Origin of the sequence: Fluviicola sp., from assembly GCF_029266855.1 — a bacterium.
In the GTDB taxonomy this organism is placed as follows: domain Bacteria; phylum Bacteroidota; class Bacteroidia; order Flavobacteriales_D; family Crocinitomicaceae; genus Fluviicola.
This window is the reverse complement of the sequence record NZ_JAQSWB010000008.1, coordinates 82,674-99,418: the sequence shown is the minus strand read 5'-3', so window position 1 is coordinate 99,418 and position 16,745 is coordinate 82,674. Positions and strand designations below refer to the sequence as shown.

The following is a 16,745-nucleotide window of genomic DNA, read 5'->3' as shown; positions in this document are numbered from 1 at the left end:
TTCCCCCTTTGGAGGGGGAGAAAGGGGGAGGACAAGATGAGTTTCACAACACTTTTTCACAACACCAACTGGGATGAAATAAAATCTTCCATCTACAGCAAAACAGCTGAAGATGTGGAACGTGCTTTGTCTTCTAAGAAGAGAACCCTGGAAGATTTCAAGGCACTTATTTCACCTGCTGCTGAACCATTTATTGAGCGCATGGCCCAGGAAAGTCACGCACTGACCAAAAAACGTTTTGGAAAAACCATTCAGCTTTATACTCCGATGTATTTGAGCAATGAATGCAACAATATTTGTACTTATTGCGGATTTAGCTTCGATAATAAGATCCGTCGGAAAACATTGACAGATGAAGAGATCCTGCAGGAGGTCGCTTATTTGAAAGAACGCGGCTTCAATCATATTTTATTGGTTACGGGAGAAGCAAACCAGACCGTTCACGTTCCTTATTTTAAGCGGGTGATGGATCTGATCCGGAATGAATTTGCAAATATTTCGATTGAAGTACAGCCCTTGGACGAAGATGAATACAGGGAATTGCACGAAGCTGGAGTTTATTCGGTATTGGTTTACCAGGAGACCTATCACAAAGACGTTTACAAGGCTTATCATCCGAAGGGAAAAAAATCTAATTTTGAATACCGTCTGGATACTCCGGATCGTTGTGGAAAAGCAGGGATTCATAAAATTGGTCTTGGTGTTTTGCTCGGCTTGGAAGATTGGAGAACCGATTCGTTTTTCTGCGCTTTACATTTGGATTACCTGCAAAAAAAGTATTGGCAGACAAAATATTCCATCTCTTTTCCCAGAATGCGGCCGGCAGAAGGAATCATTGAACCCAATGTCATTGTGGGCGACCGCGAATTGGTGCAATTGATCTGTGCCTATCGCTTGTTTAATGAGGACGTGGAATTATCTGTGTCTACACGTGAGTCGGAGTATTTCAGGAATCATGTAATTCCGTTAGGAGTAACAACCATGAGTGCCGGTTCTAAGACCAATCCTGGAGGATATGTGGTGGAACCGGAATCATTAGAGCAGTTCGAGATCTCTGATGAGCGTTCTGTAGAGGAAATAGCGAAATTAATTAAGGATCAGGGCTACGAAGCGGTTTGGAAAGATTGGGACCGCAGCTTTATTTCTTCTTCCCCTTTTGGAGGGGAGCAGAGGATAGATGATTTGACAATTGAAACTGACAAGCATGTTTAATCCCAACGAAGCAAAACGCTATTCCAAACAAACCATCCTGGATGAGGTTGGCCTCATTGGCCAAGTGAAACTTAAAAATTCCCGGATTGTTGTGATTGGAGCAGGTGGCTTGGGTTGTCCGGTGATTCAATACCTGGCGGCTTGCGGAGTAGGAACAATCGGTATCGTGGATTTTGATGTGATTGAGCACTCTAATTTACACCGACAGGTTCTGTATATGCCACAGGACGTAGGAAAGAAGAAAGCGGAAATTGCCAAAGAGAGAGCATTGGCCCAAAATCCGGATGTAATCATTGATATTTTTGATTGTGCTTTAAATGAAGATAATGCGGAGTTTATTTTATCTCAATTCGATTTGGTGATCGATGGTTGTGATAATTTTTTAACACGCTACATCGTAAACGACGCTTGTGTGGAACTTGAAAAACCCTTGATTTATGGAAGTATTTTAGGATTCCAGGGTCAATTGGCTGTTTTTAACCACCAGGGAAGTAAAAACCTGAGGGATCTTTTTCCGGAGCCACCTAACGCAGAGGATGTTCCCAATTGTTCCGACAACGGAGTTTTGGGAGTTGTTCCCGGGGTAATCGGTACCTTAATGGCGAATGAGGCTTTGAAATGTATTCTCGAACTCGAAATCAACCTCAATACCTTTCATATTTTCGATTTGCTGAGTTTGGAAATGACGAAGTTGAGGTTTTAAGTCTAATCAGCGGTGGGTGAAGACTGATGGATCTTCCAGGATATTCATGTTTTTTAAAACAAATAAAGAGTAAAATGGGGGGAGATTCAGAGGTAGTGATTTTTCATGCACACCTTTGTCTGTAGCTAAATTTTCTTCTTCTCCCCCTTACGTTTAACTTCTCAGAATTAATCGATTCATTGCTCTTACTATACCTATTAATTTATTGAACAATGATTCTGATCTCTTTACCTTGCTCTGTTCTGATCGTATAAACACCTTTTGCAAAATCACCCATCTGAATGGTTGAGAACTGGCCTATTTCTTTGTGAAGTATCATTCTTCCTGCTATATCAAAAAATTCAATGACGTGCATACCTTTTTTGTCAAACGAAAGGTAAAGTTCCCCGTTTACCGGATTGGGATAAGCTACGAAATCATCTTCCTGGTCCAGATTAACGGAGCGGATTCCCAGAGAATTAACCGCCCCGTTATTATCTGTTTGTATCAGCCTGTAATAATTAACTCCGTTAAAAGGAGAAAAATCAGTCAGCTCATAGGTATTTGTTTCTGTAGTTGTTCCTGCACCATCCATTGATCCCAGGGAAACCCAGGAAGATGCGTTCTGGCTTTTTTCAATAGTATAATAATCACAGTTGAATTCTGATTCCGTTACCCATGTAAGATCTACAGCACGCGACGTATTCAGTTCGGCTTTGAATTCTGCTATTTCAACCGGTAGAGGAGTCAACGCCGTGATAGAAGCCAGCGTGAAGAATGGTGTTGCACTGCTGATCGTCACCCCTGAAAATTCCACTCTGCTTCCATTGATTACAGCGCCTGAATAAATGGTCGCATTTGTCCAGTCAACTCCATCATTGTCAACAAGTAATCGAAGGTTCGAAACGGGAGTATAGGCAACGAGCATACTTGTTTCATAACCTACCGTAACGCTTTGTGCAAAATTCGTGAGCTGTCCTTTCCAAACGCGTTCAATGTGACCGTAAATACCTGCCGGTAAATTTGCAAAACAGACAGGATTTGTTGTAATTTGATTCAATAGACCGTTGTTTCCCCAGATAAGAAACGATTGGTCTGAGCTGAATACATTTGCGTTCAGTGCATTGCTTGTTGCAATGGAAGTGAGGCCAACGGTTACCGGTTCATTGTTGTTTACACTGATGGATTGTTTTTGAACCAATGCCGAAGCATCATCCCTTCCGATTCCTGCAATGTCGTTGTTAAACCCTGTGTTGGTTGTTTTGTTCCAAACAGTGGTAGCATTGGAGGAAAGGTAGTTGTATGTTGCGGCTGTGCCTGTATTACCACCTCGGGTAAGCCCGTACTTGATAGCCAGGTAACTTTCTATTTTATTCAGGTTTGCTGCTGTAGGTGTTGACGAATATAGAATCACTTCTCCGATATTTGCGTCTGTATCCTCTCCTCCGGAGTTGTTACGACCCATGTAAAGACCATTACTGATACTCGGCGAATAAGTAATATCATTGGAATTGGATGCTGTTAATGGGATTGAATTTTTTCGTGTGATCATTGTTGCTCCACTACCTGTTACAGTAGTCATACAGGCACTTGAACCAGAGTATTCAGTAGGTGCTACCCAGTCAAATGTCCAGCCATTTACACTTGCGTCAGACGATTGTGCCCGAAAACCTGGCTTAAATTGATGTCGGTAAGCAGACAAGTTGGAAGTGTAGGTCATACCCGTGAAATCGTCTGTACTATTATCACTGATAATAAAATAGCTACCTGAAGAGGTCATCAGGTCGGTTGCTGTGGAAGTATTTCCAAGCATAGTATTGGATGTTGCTATGAAATCTATTCTAGGATTATAATTGAATAAACGTGGGCTTGTTGCACCGGAAATGACTCCCGGTTGTTGTGTTGTTGTGGCTTGTGTGACCGGCCATGTTCCCGCAGAACCCGCAGAACTGTTCCAAGATGCAACTCCTGTTCCCATGGTAATGGTGGACGTGTTGTCCGACTTATACCAAACGCTCAATCCGGCTGATACGCCGCCTGGCGAACCGGCACAGGCAATGATAGATCTTGAACCGGCAGGATTCGTAACGGTTGGAGTTCTTGAAATCCCAACAGTCAAAGCGGTGCATTGGGCATCCACGATGTTGCCAATAGTGGAAGTGGCATTATTCATGTCGTAAGCAATCCAGAAATAATTGGTCCCGGAACTCAATACCTGGCTTCCGTTTACCGTTATTGCCCCGGAAGCTACTGTAGTTCCAGCACCATCAAATGGAGAACTTGAGGAAAAGGTGCTGGAATTTCCAGTAAAGTAAACATGAAGAAGGGAAACATCATTGGTATTGGTTCCCGGAATTGTTGATCCGGTCATATTGAATATGATCTGTGTTAATGATAGTGGCCCGGTGCAGCCTGTAGTCACGACTTCTACCCGGATAACTTCCTGGCCGGTTACGCATTTTTCGACACCTGCTGTATTCGGTTGTGCGGTCGTACACGAAACATAGGTCATTGCAATCGGTGTATAGGTAAATGTCAGTCCGCTTGCCGGTTTGATAGTGTTTGAGAATTGGCAGGATGCGGTATTTGCTCCGCCGGCAGTTGTGGCAGCCCAGTTCGTTGTAGTTGATCTGTTATTGAAATCGGTATTCGTTAATCCACGCAAACCTACCTGTGCTGTAGGTGATGTTGCATTGTTTGCATTGATTGTCCCGCCATAAATGATTTTGATAACATTTGTTGCATAATTTAACCGAATCTGGAAACTGATCCGATCTCCGGAAATATTAAAACGTCCCACATCTTTCCACTGAATTACAAATTCGTTGGAAGCTGGAATATTCTGATAACGGACTTCAGGGCTTGCGCCTCCTGCTCCTGACTGCGCAAGATCAATAGCAAAAGCGGCAATGATACCTGATCCATCCGTACCGGTTATGGGAGTGTAATTTGTTGTCGGAGCTGATCCAAAGCTGATATACCCGTTGGCAGATACATATAGTTGTGTGTAACTGGTGCAATTAAAGGAAAAGGCAGGAATAGTAATCGCACTTGAAATGTTTTCATCAAAAGTAGAGCTCCAAAGAACGGTACCACCTGTTATACTCGTATAGGTTCCACTGGATTGAGTAAAGGTATTCGAACTTACCTGTCCGAAAACCGGTAACCCCAAAAGGGAAACCAACGCAAGAGTAATGACTTGTAATTTCATGAGTTAATTGTAGTTTCCGGCAAAACAAAGTCAAATGGTGAAAAGAACCTACTTATTTAGTCCGACAAAACCCCGACAAATAACAAGAACCTTCTGTTAATAAGGCTTACAGGATTAATTTACACTTGGTTTAAAGAACTGGAAATACCGTTTTAAAGGCAAATTAACAGGAAGAAGAAAAAGATACAAAGGCATTTTCGTTGACGATTACAACACTTATTCTTACAGAATCAAAAACTGTCAGATTGATTTAACAAGCGCGATCAGTTCTTTGGATTGTTCGATGGAAAGTTTTTTGCGAAGCCGTAGGTCCGTTCGTTTGACCGAATCGGTAGAAATCCCAAGTAATCTGGCTATCTCAAAGGTGGAAAGGTCCATGCGTATGAGGGCAGCTAAGCGTAGATCCGCTTTGGACAAGGTGTCTGCCAACTTCTGAAAATTGTCGAAAAAACCAGGGTTCAATTTCTCAAAAAGTTTCCGGAATACATCCCAGTCATCCTCCGTAAGTAGTTTGAAGGTTTGTAGCCGATCGGATAAAGCTTCCCTCTCAGCTGCAGTAAGCTGGTTGCCTGAATCTTTGTTGAACTGTTCGATTTCAGACTGTAGTTCATACACAAGCTTGTTTTTTTCGCTCAGATTCGAAAGCACTTGGTGCATTTGTTTTTCAATGTTTGTTAGCTCGTCTTCCGCTCTCAGTTTTTGAAGCACCAGCACTTCTTTTTCTTTTCTTCTTCTGAGTACGATCTGTCTCAGAACGATAATTAATCCGACAATGACGAAGCATCCGATAACTGCGAGCAGGAGAAATCGCTGTTCTACACGTTTTTTTTGTGCATCCAGTAGTTTCAGCTGTGCCTGCTTTTTCTGAAACTGGATCTGGAATTCTGCATTGTGAAAGTTTTCAAGGTTCTGTTGCTCATTGATACTATCCTGGTAGGCGAGGTACAGCTTTTGATTGTCATAGGCCATCCGGTAATCATTCGTTGTTTCACCGAGCATCGTCTTTGCTTTGTAAAAGTTCAGCTCAGAGTGCATGGTATGAAAGTGTGCTTTCATGAGCTCTTTTGTTTGCTTCAGTTTTAGTATGGCGCTATCCCTAAGATGTGCACGAACATCCAATTCTGCCAATAGTGCAAGTGCATTGATGGCACTTTCCCACTGACCTGTTTCACTGCTGATCTTAAAGTCTATTCCGACTAGTTCCCTTGCTCGTTTAAAGTTATTCCTATTGTAATAATAGTTGCCCAGGTTACCGGAAAGTATGCCAATCCAATCCTGTCGGTTGTGCTTTCGTGCAAGTTTCATCGCTCGCTCAAAATAATGTTTACTAAGAGCGTCGTTCTTCTCCCGGTAGATCAGTCCGATTGAATTACAGGCGCCAATCTCGATTGGATACGGTGAGGAGCCATCGATTAGGATACGAAAATGTTTTTCAGCCATTGAATAACGCTGAAAACTGAAATAAACCATTCCGATCCGGTTGTGAAATTCATAGAAAAAAGGGACCTGTTTTGCCGATTTGTTTTTTAAAAGGTCTTCGGACTTAATGAGGTAAACAAAAGCTTCGTGGGGAAAACCGTTGAGATCCAGGTTTTCTCCGATCCTGAAACATACTTCTGCGTATCCGTTCTGCTTTTCCGCTTTGGCTTGCTGCTCGCAAAAATCAAGGAATGCGATCCATTCCCGATCGGCAAAAAACTCTTTTTTTCCCCACTTTGAAACAAGTGTTAGGCTGGTTTTTGTTTTATCGCCTTTATTCTTAGCCAATGTTAGTTCATAAACCTTCTTGGCTGATTGCAAATGCATTTCTCCTCCTGAGGCAAGTACCAAAGCAGGAAGGAATAAAAATAAGAAGCTTGTAACTGAAAAATTTTTCACAGGTAGCAGAAACAAGTGTAAAACTATCAACTTTTTTGAATGTTTTTCGGACAAGTTCCCTGCAAACTTGTAAAGCTAGTTGCCAGTATACTTCTTGAAAAGTGAAGAACTGCTTTTGAAAATCAACTATTAGTGCAGAAAGACGAGGTATTAACTACTTCTGATGCTTATAACTCTCCAATTGCAATCCTCTTAAAAAATTGCGTAAAAACTGGTCTCCGCAAACGCGGTAATGTGCATGTTTCGGATCCCTGAAAAAGGCATTCAGTTCGGGTTTTCCGATGCGAATATCTGCAGTCTTTAAGGTTTCAATAATATCATCATCCTTGAAATTCAATGCAATGCGCAGCTTTCTGAAAATGATATTGTTGGTCAGTTTTTCTTCCGCTACAGGAATTTGTCCATCTTTCAATCCTCTTTTATCAACAATGAAACCGTTTAGAAGAGCTGCTAAAGCCTGATCCGGCATTTCCTTGAAACCCTCGTATTGTTCTTGTTTCATCCAGGCAAAAATATCCAATGGCGATACCAGGAATTCAACTGATTTAAAGAGATTCCCGATTTTCTCTTCATCCCATTGATAGATTTTGCGCAGCTTGTAAAAGATGTAATTGTTATCCATGCAACAAAGTTACCAAATTTAAACTATCTCATTTGACATTGTGGTTGCATTCTTCTTATCCAAGCACGGGAGGTTATGGCATCCAACCTTTCCACATGCCGGATTATTGTCATTTTGTACGTCTGAAAGAGTAAATATCTAAGAAATTGATTTTCTGTATTTGAAAGTAAGATATTATTTGCTAATTCGAACGAACTTAGTTGAATACGATGTACTTTTGCAGAAAATTAAACGCTGCGTGAAACGATTCTTTAAAAGTAAATGGTTTAAAATTCCATTCTATACCCTGACCTTTGCATTTGCTGCAATTGGATTCTTTTTAACAGTTTCTTATATGGCCATCCAAATGGGCTGGACAAAAGAAGGAGGCATTGTTGATTCGAACAACCGCTATTTCCAGGAAATGCAGGACAAATACAATCAGGATTTTAAGGTGGACAGCGCAACCATGGTGCAAAAACGCTATGAAGCAATGGAGCGGATCATTGTGTTGAACGAATATTATCCTCAAAATGCACAGTATATTCTTTCGGTTCTCCAGAGAGGAGCGGATGAGTATGAAGTGCTACGTATGCTGGATGCGGTTGATTTGCAGTTAATAGATAATAAGCGTTATCGGAAGGCACTTTCAAAAATTAAGTTTAATGCCGGACGAACAAAAAAAGTAAGTAACCTGAGTGCTTTTGAATGGATGAATATCGCTGAATGGAAAACGTTCAAGGAGGCTGTTTCGAAGGATAAAAAAATAATCGACTCTGTTGCGAAACAAACCGGTGTGGAAGGACGATTGATTGTTTCCTGTTTGGTTGGTGAACAGATTCGTTTGTTCAATTCCTCGCGTGAGGCTTATAAAAAATGGATCGGACCCCTTAAAGTACTTTCAGTGGAATCCCAATTTTCATTTGGTGTTACCGGTATCAAGGAACATACCGCGATGAATATCGAGCACAACCTGAAGGACCCGGAAAGTATCTATTACCTGGGATCGAAATACGAAGGCCTATTGGATTTTGTGGGCCAGGATACAGCTACGATCAACAAAGAACGCATTGATCGGCTGACGGATTTTCATAACCACTATTATTCCTATATGTATGCGGCTTTGTTTTTGAAACAAGTGAAAGTACAATGGGAAAAAGAGGGCTTCCCGATAGATAAACGACCGGAAATTTTGGCTACCTTGTTCAATGTTGGATATCCGCAGTCGAAACCCAAACGGAATCCGAGAGTAGGTGGTTCAACGATCAAAATTTATGAAAAACCGTATTCCTTTGGCGCAATTGCTTATCAGTTCTATTATTCCGGTGAACTTTTTGACTTATTTCCTTTTGAAAAAAAGAAGTTCGACTGGAATGAGAAAGCTTAATGCTGTAATCTGTATTCTTGTTTTGTTCGGGACCAGGTGTGCTTTTTCCCAGGATCGTACCGATACACTTTATAAGCGTCCGAAAGACACGATGGACTTGGTTGTGTCGTGGAAACAAATCGGTAAAGGTGTTCAGTTTTGTGAGACAGATGCGCCTTTAAAATCTCTTATTGGAGATTCTAAACTAACACTCCTGAAAATTGATCCGAAACAGGTAGAGTTTGATTTGTTTACGGCTTCTGCAATGGATAGTTTGTCCAAACCTGTAAATGTGTGGGCCGACACGATGAACCTGGATATCGTTTTCAATGCGGGAATGTATGATTTGGGAAAACCATTGATCAGCAGGGGCCTATTAAAAAACGGCAGCCATCAGAACCAATTTACATTTAAAGAAGGATGGAACGTCATGTTCGCCTTAAACCCGCTCGATTCACTGAATGAAATGGATGCGGCTGTTTATGATATGCAGTGTACACCATTTGCCCAAATCAAAGATCAATATGCCAGTTTCGCCCAGGGATTACGTATGCTGGATTGCTCCGGTAACCCGATGAATTGGAAGAAAAACCAATCTTGCAGTATGCTGGTTTGTGCGCACGACGACAAGAATAACCTGATTATCATTTTCAATCGCTCACCTTACTCCCAGAACCAGATGATCGATTTTATGAAGCAGTTCCCAACTCCGCTTCACAATGCTATTTACATGGAAGGAGGACCGGAAACCAGTTTGTATGTGAACATCGGTGATTTTTGTTTGCAGAAAGTGGGAAGTTATGTTTCAGGAACCTATGCAAAGGATACAAATGAAACGTTCTGGCGCCTGCCGAATGTGATTGGAATCAGGGTGAAGAACTAAATCTGATAAATAGTCGTATTTTCTTTATTTCAAAGTTGGACGTAATATTGCGGAATTACGTCCGTTTTTGATTTACCGGATAATTGTCACAAAACCATTGTATTTGGTATTCACCCCAGAATTACTGGTCACCACAAAAACATAGGTGTAAACTCCGTCCGGAACGAGCATTCCACTGCCTGTTGTTCCGTCCCAGCTTAAATCATCCATGTGGAATTCTTTGATGGTATTTCCCCAACGGTTTACAATAAAGCCTTCTGCAAGGAATCCACCCATAATACTGATCGAAAAGAAATCATTGACCTTGTCATTATTCGGAGTGAATACATTCGGAATAAAAACCGCATAATCTTCGATGCTGCAATCTTCGAATACAATTTGAGCCGTATGCGTGGTAGGACAGCCGTTTCCATCCAGGATATTTGTCACCACGTTATCCGATTGATAATACCAGGTTCCCTGGAATAAAAGAGAATCACCTGCACATTCCGTGAAAGATTGACTTGTGGGATTCACTGTGAAAACGGAAAGGTTCAATGTATGTGTACTGTCACAACCGTTTTGACCTGTAAATACGAAAGGATATGAACCCGCATCGGAAAATATCTGACCGTTAAATGTATAGGTGTCTCCGGGACAAATACTGTGGGATTCGTTGGTTTCCTGCGGAGTACATCCTGTAACAAGAATATCCTGACAATCCTGGGAAGCACATGTTCCGGATCCCACCGAATAACAGATTTGATAATTTCCCGCTCCTGCATTTTGCGGGTTAAATAATCCGGATGAGGAAATGCAGCTTCCGCAATTCGACGACCAGCTTCCTCCCGCAGAATTGGCTGTAAATTGAACCGGTGAATCCGAAGTGGAGAATGGACCTGTTGTTTGTATCGTTGCATCCTGTATTTGAGCTCCCGCTGAAATTGTTACGGAAGTATTGGAAGAGCATCCTCCGTTATCGGTAACGGTCACTGTATAAATTGCCGGACAAAGACCTGAAATAGTTGCATTGGATGCTCCGTTTGACCAAAGAATCGTGTAAGGTGCGGTTCCGCCTGAGATTGTAGCTGATGCAGTTCCGTCACACAAATTTTGACATGTTTCATTTGTTGAATTAGCTTGAACTGCAATAGTATTTCCATTACCTGTTACCGTTGCCTGGGCGGTCATTGAACAACCTCCGTTGTCTGTAACTGTAACAGTGTATGTTCCGGCACATAAATTAGCAAGGCTTGCTGTTGTTGCACCGTTCGACCAGGAATACGTGTATGGAGCAGCTCCTCCGGAAACGGTTGCAGATGCTGTTCCGCTGCACGGACCACATCCTGTTGGAGTAGCACTGGCAGTAACCTGGATACCTGTTGTAATACCGCATTGTGGATTCATAGAACCGATCCAGCTGTCATTAGCAGCATTATTAGCAGCACCGGGAGTTTCATCGGTACCAACATTCCCGGAAGTCCAGTTTGCCTGGAGTGCATGATTGTTACTGGTATTATTGGTCATCGAAAACACCTTGCTTCCGGCTGATCCGGAGAAATAAATGATGCTGTTTGTTGAATTATTTCCCCAGCTTACTGCATGAGAGGGGCTTGTAGCAGAAATGCCCGGTAGCACAAGAAAAGAATCGTTTGTATTGGACATAGCTACCTGACTCCAGTTGCCGGCTCCAGCAATCCAGCTCCCATTGGCAGGATAACTCGTGTTTGCACTGGTCGGGCTAGTACTTTGTCCCTCAATTAAATTAGAATTTATTGGAATAATTAAACGGCAGTTTCCGTCATTCATGCTTAGATCATCGGGTGGAATAGCGGGGTTACGGTCTGTATTGCTGTAAACAACGATCAACGTTCCTTGTGGAATACAACTCCAGAACGGATTATTGGCGAAACGGATGGCTCCGGCGGCAATTCCGGTTCCGCTTCCCGAAGCAAAATAACCGTTGTTATCGTCCAAAACATAGCCTCTGAGATCCAAACATGGAACAGGGGTTTGACAGCTTGAATTTCCAATCACAAGTAATTCAACATATTCTTCGGTTCCGCTTCCCTGGGAAACTTCATTGATGATTAATTGTTGAGAATAAGACCGGAATGAAATAAGTACTATTAAACTGGCAATTACGTGAAGAGAACGCATTGTTTTAATAAAAATAAACTCTTAATTGAATTTGGTTTCGGCAACAGTTGGTGCTTCAAGGATTACAAATTCAATTTTCACGGCAAAGATAGACCTAAATAGTTAAATCATTGAGTAAAAGATGTTATCAAATGATTATTAAGTTGTATGTATTAAGATGGAATTGTTTCAATTTGAACAGGAAGTTTTACTTATCAAAAGATGTTAGTATTAAGGTGAAAATATACTAAGATTTAAGTTAAACTTTTGGTATCATTGCGAGCTCTTAAGGTTACCGAAGAACTTAAATGACTCTTGAACTACTGTATGAAAAACATGCTAAACAGGTATATAACCTGGTATTGCAGTACGTTCAAAATGTGAATGATGCGGAAGAAATCACACAAGATGTTTTCCTGGCGGCCTATAAATCATTGGACAAATTCCGAAATGAATCCAATCACAGTACCTGGCTTTACCGGATTGCGATCAATAAATCACTGGATTTTCTAAAAGCAAAAAGGCGAAAGAAACGCTTCTTCTGGTTTACCAATGAACTTACGGAAAATGATTCCGTTGAATTCAATCATCCGGGAGTTTTGATCGAGAACAAGGAGGAAACAGCGTTTATTTTTTCTTGTATGGATCAACTGCCCGATAATCAAAAAACTGCATTGATTTTAAATAAAATCGAACAGCTTCCGGTTATGGAAATTGCTGGAATAATGGGTCTTTCAGCGAAAGCAGTAGAGTCGCTGATCCAACGGGCCAAAATAAATCTTTCAAAAAAAATAGAGGACAGCGAAGGATAGACTAAAAAGTGTCGTCTAAAACAAAAGAACAACATGAAAAGAGATCCGTTACAAGCTTTGGAAAAAATTGAAACAGTGGAAGTTTCCCCATTTCTTTTTACGCGCATTCAGGCGAAAGTGCAGGAACAGCTGCTTGATCGCTTGTCGGCTGGAAAAACAGTTGTTTACCTCACGGGATTGGCATTGATCATTGCCCTAAACTTGATCGTATTAAGAACAGGTAATTCACCAGGAAAGGATTCGAACCTTGTTTCTGAAATGGATCTTGCACCAACCAATCAGTTGTACCGATGAAAAAGTCACTGATAAGAAACGGTTTTCTCGTAGTGCTGCTCTTAAGCAATGCATTATTCATCTACAAATGGTGGATGGCGCCGGAGCGCAGACATCACGGACCCAGAAATGAGATTATTGAGAAATTACATTTCGATGAAAAACAGGTTGCTGAATATGATAAATTGATCCGCGGACATCGGAAAGCAATTGAAAGTGCCGAACAGCAGCTTCAGCAGCAGAAACAAAAATTGTATTCGAATTTGAATGAACCGCTTTCAGATAGCCTGCTGCAGGAAATTTTAAAAGTCGAAGCGGGAATTGAACGGATCCATTTCAATCATTTTAAAGATATTGAAAAACTGTGTAAGCCAGAACAAAAAGGCTATTTCAGGCAGTTGAACCGGGAAATTGCACACTTGTTTTCACCTAAAAAAGGACCTAAACATTGATGAATAAACTTAAATATTGTTTGTTTTTGATTCCGTTTTTGGGCTGGGGTCAGCTTACGTTGGATGTGAACCTGGCTGTTGGTGAACGGGTGCTTATTTTGAATCAGCCGGTTGAATTAAAGGATTGTTCATTTCAGCTGGAACAGGCTCGTTTTTATTTGTCAAAATTTGAATTTTATCAAAATGGTCATTTAGTTGCTGCTGATCCTGTAAATGCTTATTTGGTCGATTTGGAACTTGATTCTACCCGGAAATTGATTTTTCAGAACATTGATCCGAAGAAAGTTGATGGAATCCGTTTTTTATTTGGGATTGACAGTATTACAAATACTTCCGGAGCAATGTCCGGAGCTCTTGATCCGATGCATGGAATGTATTGGAGCTGGCAAAGTGGTTATATCAATTGTAAACTGGAAGGAACTTTCATCAAACCAAAACGCGAAGCATTCCAATTACATTTGGGCGGATATGCTTTCCCTTTTTCAGGAGCACAGCAAATTAGTTTGAAAACTAATAACGCAGACGGTGAACTAAAAGTGACAATTGATTTGGATTTGTTGATGCAGGAAATAATCCGGCCGCAAGCGAACCTGCATGTAATGTCACCTTGCATCAGGGCGGTTGAATATGCTCAATTACTTGTAAAATCTGTTGATCTGAAACCATGAAGCGACTTGAAGTACTTTGTTTGACCTTGATTTTGTTGATGGTTTCTTTTCGATACTCGGAGGAGTTATGGAAAACTCCATCAGATTGGCCGGAACCGGTTTACAACTTCAAGAAAAATCCTCTGGATTCTGCAACTGTTCAATTAGGAAGAGTCCTTTTTTATGACCCTGTTTTGTCTGCAGACAGCACTGTTTCCTGTGCTTCCTGTCATTCTCCATACAATGCATTTACACATGTAGACCATGCCCTGAGCCATGGAATCAAAGACCGGATCGGAACGCGCAATTCTCCGGTTTTAGTGAATTTGGCCTGGGGAAAAAGTTTTATGTGGGACGGTGCGGTAAATCACCTGGATATGCAGGCACTCGCTCCATTGGAGAATCATCTGGAAATGGATGAAACGCTTCCTCATGTACTTCAGAAAATCAAGTTGCAAGCGAAATATAAACGACTTTTTAAAGCTGCGTTTCGTACGGAAACAATTACCGGAGAGCGTTTTCTTAAAGCTATTTCCCAGTTTATGCTGACACTGGTAAGTGCCGATTCAAAATACGATCAGGTGATTCGCGGTGAAAAGGGAATAAGTTTCACAGAACAGGAAAGCAATGGTTACCTGCTGTTTAAGGAACATTGTGCTTCATGTCATACTGAACCCTTGTTTACGAATCAAACATTTCAAAATAACGGTTTGGCTCCGGATTCGCTTTTGAAAGATGCAGGAAGAATGAATATAACCCGGAAAAGTTCGGATTCATTGAAATTTAAGGTGCCGACACTTCGGAATATTGAACGTTCTGCTCCCTATATGCATGACGGAAGATACCGGAGTCTTCAAATGGTACTTTTTCATTATTCTTCAGACGTTCATTCGTCAGTAACTCTGGCTCCGGAACTTCGGGGTGGAATTAATTTAACCGAAGCTGATAAACGGAACCTTATTGCTTTTCTTAAAACACTTACAGATAATACCTTTTTAAACAATAAACAATTTCAATACCCACGAACATTTTAATACAAATACATGAAAAAAGTAACCTTACTTGTTTTGGCTTTAATCTGTCTTAAAGCACAGGCACAATCCGGATTGGATAATTGGATTATGAACCAGGGAGAATATGCCAGCTACTGGGAAAATACAGCTTCCCAGGGAAATCCGCCGACTTATGTTTTTTACACTTCAACAGTATTGGCAAACGTTACGAAAGTTTGTTATAACAATACGTATGTCTGGACTGAGTCGGATGGTATGACAACCGGGATGGGAAGATTCCTGAATCCGGGAGCTCCAACAGCACAAAATTATGTTTACCGTTTCCCGCGGGTTCCTTCCGTTCCGGCCACAAAAACGGGTGTTCCGATGGTAGGATCAATCGGTTTATTGAATAATGGTGTCCCGGCTTATGGATTGTCGAATGCACATTATTACAATGGAACAAACAACAACGGAATGGGGGTAGGAACCTGGAACGTGGAAGTTTACTTGTCGGAAGGATTTGTCCTGGATACAACCCTGGGAGCTCATCCGCAGCAACAAGGAGCTTATCACAGCCATGCGAATCCACTGCGCTTGTATGAGGGAATACCGTCAAACGAACATTCTCCGATCATTGGTTATGCATTTGATGGTTATCCGATTTACGGACCTTACGGGTATTCTACTCCAATGGATACAGGTAGCGGCATTACACGAATGAAAACCGGGTATGCTTTGCGAAATATGACCACAAGAACTACGCTTCCCGATGGAACAGTTTTAAGTTCCGGACAGTATGGCCCTGCTGTTAGCGGAACTTACCCGCTTGGTACTTATGTGGAAGATTATGCCTGGTCTGTATCAAACGGCGGCGATTTGGATGAATACAACGGACGTTTTTGCATAACTCCTGATTATCCGTCAGGAACATACGCTTATTTCATTACAATTGACGGGAACGGTGTTCCTGAATTTCCTTACATCCTGGGAACATCTTATTACGGAGCTCCTGAAATGGATGATATTACAATGGGGGTGACGATCACGATCCCGAGTTCAGGTGTTACCTGTTTCACAGATCCATTATCCGTAAAAGAACAGGAGAAAATGGATGCTCAAATCGCGCCGAATCCGTCAAATGGTATTTTTAATTTGAAACTTCCGGATGCTTCCGGTTTGGTGGAATTGGAAATTTACAACGCAACAGGTCAAAAAGTATTTGCCGTTGCATTTAATGGAAACGAACAATTAATTGATCTTTCTAAAGAATCTGCAGGTGTTTTCACATTGAAAGTTACCAATAACGGAAAAGTGAGTTATTCAAAAATCGCATTGCAATAATTGTTGCCTATCTAAAATTTGCGTAAGATAGGATAGGCTCGTCTCGTTTCTGACAACAGTCGGAGCGGGACGGGCCTTTTTATTAAATGAAAAATGCTGTTTGGTTCTATTGTGATTTGAGGTAAGAGGATTAACCCAGGTTTAGTAAGTTCGGGGTTTTTACAATCTCCCCATAAGTCTGCATCTTAAGTCTTTTGTCCGGTCAATAATTAGTGAACTTCTGTGTTCACCTGTGTTCCTGCGCCAACGTTGGAGCTAACGCGAAAGCATTCCG

At 41.5% G+C, this 16,745-nt stretch carries 14 protein-coding genes; 10 read left to right on the top strand and 4 right to left on the bottom strand.

Annotation, left to right across the window (positions count from 1 at the left end):
• Positions 1 to 36 precede the first annotated feature (36 nt).
• Positions 37 to 1,212, top strand: a complete 1,176-nt coding sequence (gene thiH, locus K0S23_RS15425) for a 2-iminoacetate synthase ThiH (RefSeq protein ID WP_300359248.1) — start codon at positions 37 to 39, stop codon at positions 1,210 to 1,212.
• The gene (locus K0S23_RS15420) at positions 1,205 to 1,915 is read left to right on the top strand and encodes a HesA/MoeB/ThiF family protein (RefSeq protein WP_300359246.1); all 711 of its coding nucleotides are present in this window, start codon (positions 1,205 to 1,207) and stop codon (positions 1,913 to 1,915) included. The genes thiH and K0S23_RS15420 overlap by 8 nt, the downstream gene beginning before the upstream one ends.
• A 202-nt stretch (positions 1,916 to 2,117) precedes the next feature.
• Here the strand turns inward: K0S23_RS15420 and K0S23_RS15415 are convergent, their stop codons facing one another.
• From K0S23_RS15415 to K0S23_RS15405, 3 genes are all read right to left on the bottom strand, one after another.
• Complete coding sequence (locus K0S23_RS15415) at positions 2,118 to 5,105, bottom strand: BNR-repeat neuraminidase N-terminal domain-containing protein (protein WP_300359244.1); 2,988 nt, start codon at positions 5,103 to 5,105, stop codon at positions 2,118 to 2,120.
• Between the two features lie 240 nt (positions 5,106 to 5,345).
• Positions 5,346 to 6,983 carry a hypothetical protein gene (locus K0S23_RS15410; RefSeq protein ID WP_300359242.1) on the bottom strand — a complete coding sequence of 546 codons (1,638 nt, stop codon included), beginning with the start codon at positions 6,981 to 6,983 and terminating at the stop codon, positions 5,346 to 5,348.
• A gap of 154 nt (positions 6,984 to 7,137) precedes the next feature.
• Positions 7,138 to 7,605: a DUF1456 family protein gene (locus K0S23_RS15405; RefSeq protein WP_300359240.1), complete on the bottom strand. Its 468-nt coding sequence runs from the start codon at positions 7,603 to 7,605 to the stop codon at positions 7,138 to 7,140.
• Positions 7,606 to 7,843: 238 nt separating this feature from the next.
• Between K0S23_RS15405 and K0S23_RS15400 the strand changes: the two genes are divergently transcribed.
• Positions 7,844 to 8,971, top strand: a complete 1,128-nt coding sequence (locus K0S23_RS15400; protein WP_300359238.1) for a hypothetical protein — start codon at positions 7,844 to 7,846, stop codon at positions 8,969 to 8,971.
• Positions 8,958 to 9,833, top strand: a complete 876-nt coding sequence (locus K0S23_RS15395; RefSeq protein WP_300359236.1) for a hypothetical protein — start codon at positions 8,958 to 8,960, stop codon at positions 9,831 to 9,833. The genes K0S23_RS15400 and K0S23_RS15395 overlap by 14 nt, the downstream gene beginning before the upstream one ends.
• 72 nt (positions 9,834 to 9,905) lie before the next feature.
• Here K0S23_RS15395 and K0S23_RS15390 read toward each other — a convergent pair whose 3' ends face one another.
• Entirely contained in the window at positions 9,906 to 11,972 is a 2,067-nt protein-coding gene (locus tag K0S23_RS15390; RefSeq protein ID WP_300359233.1) for a gliding motility-associated C-terminal domain-containing protein, read from the bottom strand.
• A gap of 287 nt (positions 11,973 to 12,259) precedes the next feature.
• Here K0S23_RS15390 and K0S23_RS15385 point away from each other — a divergent pair, with 287 nt between their 5' ends.
• From K0S23_RS15385 to K0S23_RS15360, 6 genes are read left to right on the top strand one after another with little or no spacing between them, the layout of a single operon-like run.
• The gene (locus K0S23_RS15385) at positions 12,260 to 12,763 is read left to right on the top strand and encodes an RNA polymerase sigma factor (protein WP_300359230.1); all 504 of its coding nucleotides are present in this window, start codon (positions 12,260 to 12,262) and stop codon (positions 12,761 to 12,763) included.
• 33 nt (positions 12,764 to 12,796) lie between these two features.
• Positions 12,797 to 13,057, top strand: a complete 261-nt coding sequence (locus K0S23_RS15380; protein ID WP_300359227.1) for a hypothetical protein — start codon at positions 12,797 to 12,799, stop codon at positions 13,055 to 13,057.
• Positions 13,054 to 13,488: a hypothetical protein gene (locus K0S23_RS15375; RefSeq protein WP_300359225.1), complete on the top strand. Its 435-nt coding sequence runs from the start codon at positions 13,054 to 13,056 to the stop codon at positions 13,486 to 13,488. The genes K0S23_RS15380 and K0S23_RS15375 overlap by 4 nt, the downstream gene beginning before the upstream one ends.
• On the top strand, positions 13,488 to 14,156 hold the full coding sequence (locus K0S23_RS15370; RefSeq protein WP_300359223.1) for an MbnP family protein: 669 nt from the start codon (positions 13,488 to 13,490) through the stop codon (positions 14,154 to 14,156). The genes K0S23_RS15375 and K0S23_RS15370 overlap by 1 nt, the downstream gene beginning before the upstream one ends.
• The gene (locus K0S23_RS15365; protein WP_300359221.1) at positions 14,153 to 15,169 is read left to right on the top strand and encodes a cytochrome c peroxidase; all 1,017 of its coding nucleotides are present in this window, start codon (positions 14,153 to 14,155) and stop codon (positions 15,167 to 15,169) included. The genes K0S23_RS15370 and K0S23_RS15365 overlap by 4 nt, the downstream gene beginning before the upstream one ends.
• A 9-nt stretch (positions 15,170 to 15,178) precedes the next feature.
• Complete coding sequence (locus tag K0S23_RS15360) at positions 15,179 to 16,471, top strand: YHYH protein (protein WP_300359219.1); 1,293 nt, start codon at positions 15,179 to 15,181, stop codon at positions 16,469 to 16,471.
• The last annotated feature ends 274 nt before the right edge of the window (positions 16,472 to 16,745 follow it).

Coding starts and splice junctions, on each gene's coding strand:
- thiH (WP_300359248.1), top strand. CDS start 37: ATGAGTTTCACAACACTTTTTCACAACACCAACTGGGATGAAATAAAA.
- K0S23_RS15420 (WP_300359246.1), top strand. CDS start 1,205: ATGTTTAATCCCAACGAAGCAAAACGCTATTCCAAACAAACCATCCTG.
- K0S23_RS15415 (WP_300359244.1), bottom strand. CDS start 5,105: ATGAAATTACAAGTCATTACTCTTGCGTTGGTTTCCCTTTTGGGGTTA.
- K0S23_RS15405 (WP_300359240.1), bottom strand. CDS start 7,605: ATGGATAACAATTACATCTTTTACAAGCTGCGCAAAATCTATCAATGG.
- K0S23_RS15395 (WP_300359236.1), top strand. CDS start 8,958: ATGAGAAAGCTTAATGCTGTAATCTGTATTCTTGTTTTGTTCGGGACC.
- K0S23_RS15390 (WP_300359233.1), bottom strand. CDS start 11,972: ATGCGTTCTCTTCACGTAATTGCCAGTTTAATAGTACTTATTTCATTC.
- K0S23_RS15385 (WP_300359230.1), top strand. CDS start 12,260: ATGACTCTTGAACTACTGTATGAAAAACATGCTAAACAGGTATATAAC.
- K0S23_RS15380 (WP_300359227.1), top strand. CDS start 12,797: ATGAAAAGAGATCCGTTACAAGCTTTGGAAAAAATTGAAACAGTGGAA.
- K0S23_RS15375 (WP_300359225.1), top strand. CDS start 13,054: ATGAAAAAGTCACTGATAAGAAACGGTTTTCTCGTAGTGCTGCTCTTA.
- K0S23_RS15370 (WP_300359223.1), top strand. CDS start 13,488: ATGAATAAACTTAAATATTGTTTGTTTTTGATTCCGTTTTTGGGCTGG.
- K0S23_RS15365 (WP_300359221.1), top strand. CDS start 14,153: ATGAAGCGACTTGAAGTACTTTGTTTGACCTTGATTTTGTTGATGGTT.
- K0S23_RS15360 (WP_300359219.1), top strand. CDS start 15,179: ATGAAAAAAGTAACCTTACTTGTTTTGGCTTTAATCTGTCTTAAAGCA.